The sequence below is a fragment of the Microcystis sp. LE19-195.1E genome (assembly GCF_027532095.1).
Lineage (GTDB): Bacteria > Cyanobacteriota > Cyanobacteriia > Cyanobacteriales > Microcystaceae > Microcystis > Microcystis aeruginosa.
Map to the genome: position 1 here is coordinate 33,246 of NZ_JAPZSZ010000132.1, position 6,649 is coordinate 39,894.

At 40.2% G+C, this 6,649-nt stretch carries 7 protein-coding genes; 5 read left to right on the plus strand and 2 right to left on the minus strand.

Annotation, left to right across the window (positions count from 1 at the left end; genetic code table 11):
* The first annotated feature begins 89 nt into the window (after positions 1-89).
* The 3 genes from O9300_RS08005 (at position 90) to O9300_RS08015 (ending at position 2,606) form a co-directional block, all read left to right on the plus strand.
* On the plus strand, positions 90-1,334 hold the full coding sequence (locus O9300_RS08005; RefSeq protein ID WP_287971141.1) for an ATP-binding protein: 1,245 nt from the start codon (positions 90-92) through the stop codon (positions 1,332-1,334).
* A gap of 46 nt (positions 1,335-1,380) precedes the next feature.
* Positions 1,381-1,959, plus strand: a complete 579-nt coding sequence (locus O9300_RS08010) for a Uma2 family endonuclease (RefSeq protein ID WP_287971143.1) — start codon at positions 1,381-1,383, stop codon at positions 1,957-1,959.
* Between the two features lie 62 nt (positions 1,960-2,021).
* Positions 2,022-2,606 carry a Uma2 family endonuclease gene (locus tag O9300_RS08015; RefSeq protein WP_190721480.1) on the plus strand — a complete coding sequence of 195 codons (585 nt, stop codon included), beginning with the start codon at positions 2,022-2,024 and terminating at the stop codon, positions 2,604-2,606.
* A 13-nt stretch (positions 2,607-2,619) separates the two neighbouring features.
* Here O9300_RS08015 and O9300_RS08020 read toward each other — a convergent pair whose 3' ends face one another.
* Both O9300_RS08020 and ntcA read right to left on the minus strand, forming a co-directional pair.
* Positions 2,620-4,107 (minus strand): DUF3084 domain-containing protein, encoded by a 1,488-nt coding sequence (locus O9300_RS08020; RefSeq protein WP_287971147.1) that lies wholly within the window; start codon positions 4,105-4,107, stop codon positions 2,620-2,622.
* Positions 4,108-4,114: 7 nt separating this feature from the next.
* Complete coding sequence (ntcA, locus tag O9300_RS08025) at positions 4,115-4,792, minus strand: global nitrogen regulator NtcA (RefSeq protein ID WP_002793163.1); 678 nt, start codon at positions 4,790-4,792, stop codon at positions 4,115-4,117.
* Between the two features lie 214 nt (positions 4,793-5,006).
* On the opposite strand from ntcA, the gene fabI reads away from it, so the two are divergent.
* Both fabI and O9300_RS08035 read left to right on the plus strand, forming a co-directional pair.
* On the plus strand, positions 5,007-5,783 hold the full coding sequence (gene fabI, locus O9300_RS08030; protein ID WP_002760333.1) for an enoyl-ACP reductase FabI: 777 nt from the start codon (positions 5,007-5,009) through the stop codon (positions 5,781-5,783).
* 179 nt (positions 5,784-5,962) lie between these two features.
* The coding region (locus tag O9300_RS08035; RefSeq protein WP_287971149.1) for an RNA-guided endonuclease InsQ/TnpB family protein at positions 5,963-6,649 on the plus strand (687 nt) is incomplete at its 3' end.

Here is a 6,649-nt window from a genome sequence, read left to right on the forward strand (position 1 = left end):
CCCTCGGCTACAAGGCGGCAATTATTAAATCGGATTAGGAATTGCAAAAAGGCGGCCATGAAATCTTAGTTATTAGTGGAGAAGAAAAAATGAACTCTGAAATTTACAAAAAAGTCAGCTTGTTAGTTTTGTATCAAGGGGTTTTTGATAATGCTATTGGCCAGGCATTTATTACCCTATTAGCTACGGATAATGTTGCCTATTTTCTCAAAGCTTATGGTCAATTGTTTCAAGCTTTAGCATCGAGAAATATCAGCTGGAATGATTTTCTAATCGAACAAATTTTATTAGATGATAATCCCTTTAGTCAACAGGTACAGAAAAAAAGTGTTTGGGAGTTACCCGAATCTTTAATTAATGGCGTTAAACAGGATTTATCTATCCTCCAATCTCTTTATAACTCTAGCATTTATAGCTTAAGTAATTCGACAGTTTTTGAACAAATTAAATTTCTAATTTTCCCCGCTTGGGAAGTGGACAATAAATTAGAAAGTTTCCTCCATTCTAGTTTAGATTGGACGGAATTAGTCGAAGCTCTAGCCGATTATTATCGTGAGTGTGGTACAGGAATTTTTGCCCGTTATCAAGCTTTAAGGTGGCAAGAAGGCAGATTACAAGGAATTAATCATCCCGATCCCGTGCAGATTCAAGACATAGTCGGTTATGAAATGGCTAAGAAAACCTTGATTAAAAACACTGAGTTTTTATTAGCAGGTTATCCCGCTTTAAATGTCTTACTCTATGGTTGCCGTGGTTCAGGAAAATCCTCTCTGGTTAAGGGATTATTGCAAAAATATCATAGTCAGGGATTGCGCTTAATTGAAGTGGCAAAATCGGAATTAAAAGACCTACCATTAATTATTGAAATCTTGCGAGATTTGCCCCAAAAATTTATTATCTTTGTCGATGATTTATCCTTTGAAGAAGATGATGAAGCTTTTAAAGCTTTAAAAGTTGTTTTAGAGGGAAGCGTCACCGCTAGACCGAAAAATGTCGTAGTTTATGCCACTTCTAATCGCCGACATTTAGTCAGAGAATTTTTTGCGGATCGACCACAACCAAAAGATAGTGATGAAGTGCATAATTGGGACACAGTCCAACAAAAATTATCCTTTAGTGATCGCTTTGGTTTAACTCTAACTTTTGAACCGGCTAATCAAGAAAAATATTTGGAAATAGTGCGTCATTTAGCCAGTTTAGCTAAATTAAAAATTAGCTTAGAAGACTTAGAATTTCGTGCCAAACAATGGGCAACTCAACATAATGGGCGATCGGGAAGAACTGCTAGACAATTTGTTGATTTTCTGCAAGGGGAATTAGAATTAAATAGGTAGCATTAATTCTGCTATGATCAAATAAAAGAATACCTAATCTAGAAAAATGTTGACTTCATCTCCTCCCAAAACCCTCAGCTTAGAAGAATATCGTAATTTAGAAACCATAGCCGAGGTTAAACAGGAATATCACGACGGGGAAATTATCGAGATGACAGGGGGAAGCATCAATCATAATAGTATTCTCATTAATCTTATTGTCCTGCTAAAATTAGCTTTAAGAGGAACTAATTATCGTCTTCAATCGAGCGATCTACGTCTATGGATACCCCAGTATAATCGCGGTTTATACCCAGATTTAATGCTCATTGCCGGGGAACCATTATTTAGTGATAATCGCAACGATGAAATTTTAAATCCCTGCCTAATTATCGAAGTTTTATCTCCTTCCACCTCCGGTTATGATCGGGGTGATAAATTTCGTTATTATCGTTCTATACCCCAATTAAACCAATATCTTCTTGTCAGTCAAGGGGAGATACTAATAGAATCCTATAGCAAAACCTCAGAGAATAATTGGTTACTGCAAGAATACACCCCAGCCAGGGGAATTATATCCCTAGATTCTTTAGGAATTAGCTTAAATCTTGCCGATATTTACGAAGGAATTGATTTTTATGAATGATAACCTTTTTTTCTGTGATCTAGGTTATAATCAGGAGGATTAAAAATTCTGTGACAGAGAAAATGCTAACTCGATCTCCTACCAAAACCCTCAGCTTAGAAGAATATCGTAATTTAGAAACCATAGCCGAGGTTAAACACGAATATCACGACGGAGAAATTATCGAGATGACAGGGGGAAGCATCAATCATAATCGACTGGTACGCAATTTAATTCGCTTGTTAGACAATGCTTTAAGGAAAACTATTTATGAAGTCTTTCCCAGTGATTTGCGACTATGGATACCCCAATATAATCGCGGTTTATACCCAGATTTAATGATTATTGCCGGGGAACCATTATTTAGTGATAATCGCAACGATGAAATTTTAAATCCCTGCCTAATTATCGAAGTTTTATCTCCTTCCACCTCTGGTTATGATCGGGGTGATAAATTTCGTTATTATCGTTCTATACCCCAATTAAACCAATATCTTCTCGTCAGTCAAGGGGAGATACTAATAGAATCCTATAGCAAAACCTCAGAAAATAATTGGTTATTACAAGAATACACCCCAGCCAGGGGAATTATATCTCTAGATTCTTTAGGAATTAGCTTAAATCTTGCTGATATTTACGAAGGAATTGATTTTAGTCTCAACTCCTAACTTTAGCTATCTTTTAAGAGGACGTACTAAAAACAATTTTACCATCTTTTACCGCTACCAAACGCAAAGTTAAAGGTCCAGCCGTATTAGTTTTACTAGCAGCAATCGCCTCAAGTGTCTCGATAGAATTACCCGACTTTTTGACTTGACCAATAAAGTTAACTACCGTAGTTAATAAACCATCTTCCACCTGAATTGACCCTAAAACTCCCGCACTTCTAGCGCGAAATTGAGCCGAAGCTAAGAGTAAATCTAACCGCTTTTGTAGGTCTTCTTCTGTCATATTTTGGGGATCAATGGAAACGGCAGCGATTACCTGTTTCTCCTCAAAAACTCTTTGATTGGGAACCACATCAGCAAAGACACGAATCTCGGTTTCTCCTAAGACATAATTACCTGCGGAAAGGATTCTCACCACATATTCTTTACCGTCCTGTAATTGTTGACTTAACTGTTCTACCTGTGCTTTTGTGATCTTAACTAAACGCTGGTCAAAATTAGGCTGATTCGGTTGGGTGGCACGGATAGCATTCATATTCGCTTCTCGCAATAACTTATCGATAACAGCGACAATAGCTTGGGGATCAACAATACGAAAAGCTCCAAAAGATAACACCTGTCCCCGGAAAATAGCGATTTGTTTTTCTCGCAATTCTTGATAGGTTTGATAGTATTGCTCTAAAACTTCCACTTCCCGCTTAAGAAAAGCCATTTGGGTTTCTAAATCTTTTAATTTTCCCTCGCGCTGTTCCAACGCTAAATTTTTATCGACGATCGATCGATCGAGTTCTCCAATGCGTTGATCCCGGCGATCAATTTCTAGCTGTAGGGTTTTTTGTTGAGTTTCCAACTGTTGAAGTCGCGCTTGTCTGGTTGTTAATAACTTTTGTTGATTAGCCAACTCTTTATCTCTAACTTGAACGGTGGTTTGTAGTTGATTTATTTGACTGGAAAGAATTGATTTTTGTTGGGACAATTGATCCCTTTGACTGATTAACTGTGCCTTTTGATTAGTTAAAATAACTCGTTCATTATTTAAATTAGCCACTTCCTTACGAAACTTTTCCAACTGTCCCGAAACTAATCGCAAACGTTGACGAGAAGCTTGATAATTTTTGTTAAGAACCTCTAGACGTTTCTGCACGGCTATCTGTTCACTTTTAGCCGTTTTTAACGCCTTTTCCACCTGATTTTTTTGTTCGGTGGTTTTTCTTACCTGACTTTCCAAATCCTTAATAGCGGCACGACGTTCATTTAAAAGACGATCCAGTTCAAAAACCCCTTGACGCAGGGATTTACTAGAAGCAAACAAGACAATTAAAGTCGAGCCGGCGATAAAAATTCCCGTTACAATCGTCATTAAAGTTGCGGTTTGTTTCGGACGCAGATTAAATAAACGCATCCTTTTCTTACCGATACGGCTCCCTATGCGATCGCCAATCACCGCTATCAGACCACCTAAAACCACGATGGCCAAAACCAAAATATAAGCGCTAGTCATCCAGAATTTAAGTAAATTGTTGACTGAGAGCGACGGGATTATGGACGGTAATTTTCTTCTTGTAAATTGAGACCATTTCTTGATCCCGCAGCTCTCCCAATAAACGGGTGACAGTGACGCGGGTAGAACCGATCGCCTCTGCGATCGCTTGGTGAGACAATTTTAGATCAACCCGGATACCATCGGTGGTGGGAACCCCAAAATCACGACAGAGAATCAATAAAAAACTGACCAAACGGGAACCCATATCCCGGTGAGCCAAGGTTTCGATCATCATTTCCGTTTGCAGAATGCGCGAGGACAACCCCTGCAGCATCAACATTGATAAATCGGGATTATTGCGGAGGGACCTTTCTACCTGATCGATCGGGGCCGAGAGTAATTCTACCGGAGTAAAAGCCACGGCATGATAAAAACGATCCGATCGCTGGCCGGTGAGTAAGGATAGCACACCAAAGACGCTATTTTCCCGCAGTAGAGCCACGGTAATTTCTTCTCCCGCTTCATAGACTCGCGACAACTTAACGGCTCCTTTCAGCAAAAAATAGACTCTTTCGGCGGGATCTCCAGGGAAAAAGATCGTTTTGCCACGCTCGAACAATTCCACCACCGGGGGGAAATTGCCGCTGCCGATTCGACGGAACACATCTGCTAGGGGTTTATCTTGTATTAGGGATAAGTCCATCTCACATCCAAAAAAGGGGAAAATTGTTTTTATTATGCAACGAGTGTCACCTCTATTAAACATAACCACTGCCTAAACTGGGAAAAGTTTTGGGCGCTTTTTGCCAGACAATGGGGGAGGGGTGATCATTGCTGCCCCGTTATCTGTATCCCTATTATACCGAATCTCGCTGGGGTCGGCTATTGGGGAGATTTTTGTAAGAGAAACGAGAACTATGTTAGATTTAACGGGAAAAAACGCCCTAGTGACAGGAATTGCCAATAATCGCTCGATCGCTTGGGGAATTGCCCAACAACTCCATCAAGCTGGTGCGAATATCGGTGTCACCTATCTCCCCGACGAAAAGGGCCGTTTTGAGAAAAAAGTGCGAGAATTGGCCGATGAACTTAATCCCGCTTTTTATGTCCCCTGCGATGTCCAAAATGACCAACAGGTAGAAGATACTTTCGCTACAGTGGCGGAAAAATGGGGCAAACTGGATATTTTGATTCACTGTCTCGCTTTTGCCGATAAAGAGGGTTTAACGGGCGATTTTACCGCCATCCCTCGGGAAGCTTTCACTAAATCCCTAGATATTAGCACTTTTTCCCTAACCCGTCTAGCTCGATCGGCTAAACCTTTGATGACGGAAGGGGGAAGTATTATCACTCTTACCTATCTCGGTGGTGTCAAGGTAATTCCTAACTATAATTTAATGGGGGTGGCAAAAGCCGGTTTAGAAATGAGTGTTCGCTATTTAGCCGCCGAATTAGGTGGTCAAAAGATCCGAGTTAATGGTATTTCCGCCGGTCCAATTCGCACCTTGGCATCTTCGGCCGTGGGGGGAATTCTTGATATGATCCATCATGTGGAAGAAATCGCTCCTTTACATCGCACCGTGACACAAATTGAGGTGGGAAATACGGCCGCTTTTTTAGCCAGTGATCTTGCTAGTGGTATTACCGGTCAGATTATTTATGTAGATTCCGGTTACGAAATTATGGGAATGTAGTTTTAAGTAGGTAGGTGTTAAAAACCATCAGCGCCCCCCTTATTAAGGGGCGATCAAGGGTAGGGTTGATTCATGAATCAACCCTACTATGAATCAACCCTACTATGAATCAACCCTACTATTAACATATTAGGCAGTAAGTGTTACAATTCAATTGTACGTCACGCTCACGAAAGACAGTGATAACGCTTACCTACCAGTACAAACTAAAGGTAAACAGACAACAGGAACGGGAGATAATCCACATTCTTGATGTTTGCAAAAGCGTTTACAATTACGCTCTTTCAGAACGGAAAGATTGGTTGAACTCTCGAAAGTGTCTTGCGGAGCGCTGTTCGCTAGTTTCCGAGTACATAATTCCTGCGGATGAACCCTATCCTAATTACTTCGTTCAAGCTAAAAATCTAACGGAAGCTAAAAAAGTTTACCCGATATTAAAGACGGTTAACGCTCAAGTCTTACAGCAAGTCTTAAAAACTTTAGATAAAGCTTTTGACCAGATGAAGTCGAAAAGTTTTGGCTTTCCTAGATTCAAAAAAAAGATGCGAAGTTTTGTTTTCCCCACGCTCTCAAAAAACTTTCTAGGGGATGGATGTTTGAATTTTCCACAATTAGGAAAAATTAGAATACGGCCATCTAGAGAATACCCGTCTGGGTTCGAGCCTAAACAAGCTCGAATTATCCAAAAAGCGTCGGGATTTTACGTTTCGGTTTCCTTCCAATCTACGGAATTAGTTCCCGATATGACAGTAGGGAAGACCTGTTTAGGAATCGACGCGGGGATTGAGAGTTTTGTCGCTACTTCACGGGGAGATTTAATCAAAGCCCCTCAATTTTTGTTGAAAGTACAGAGTAAGCTTAAATTG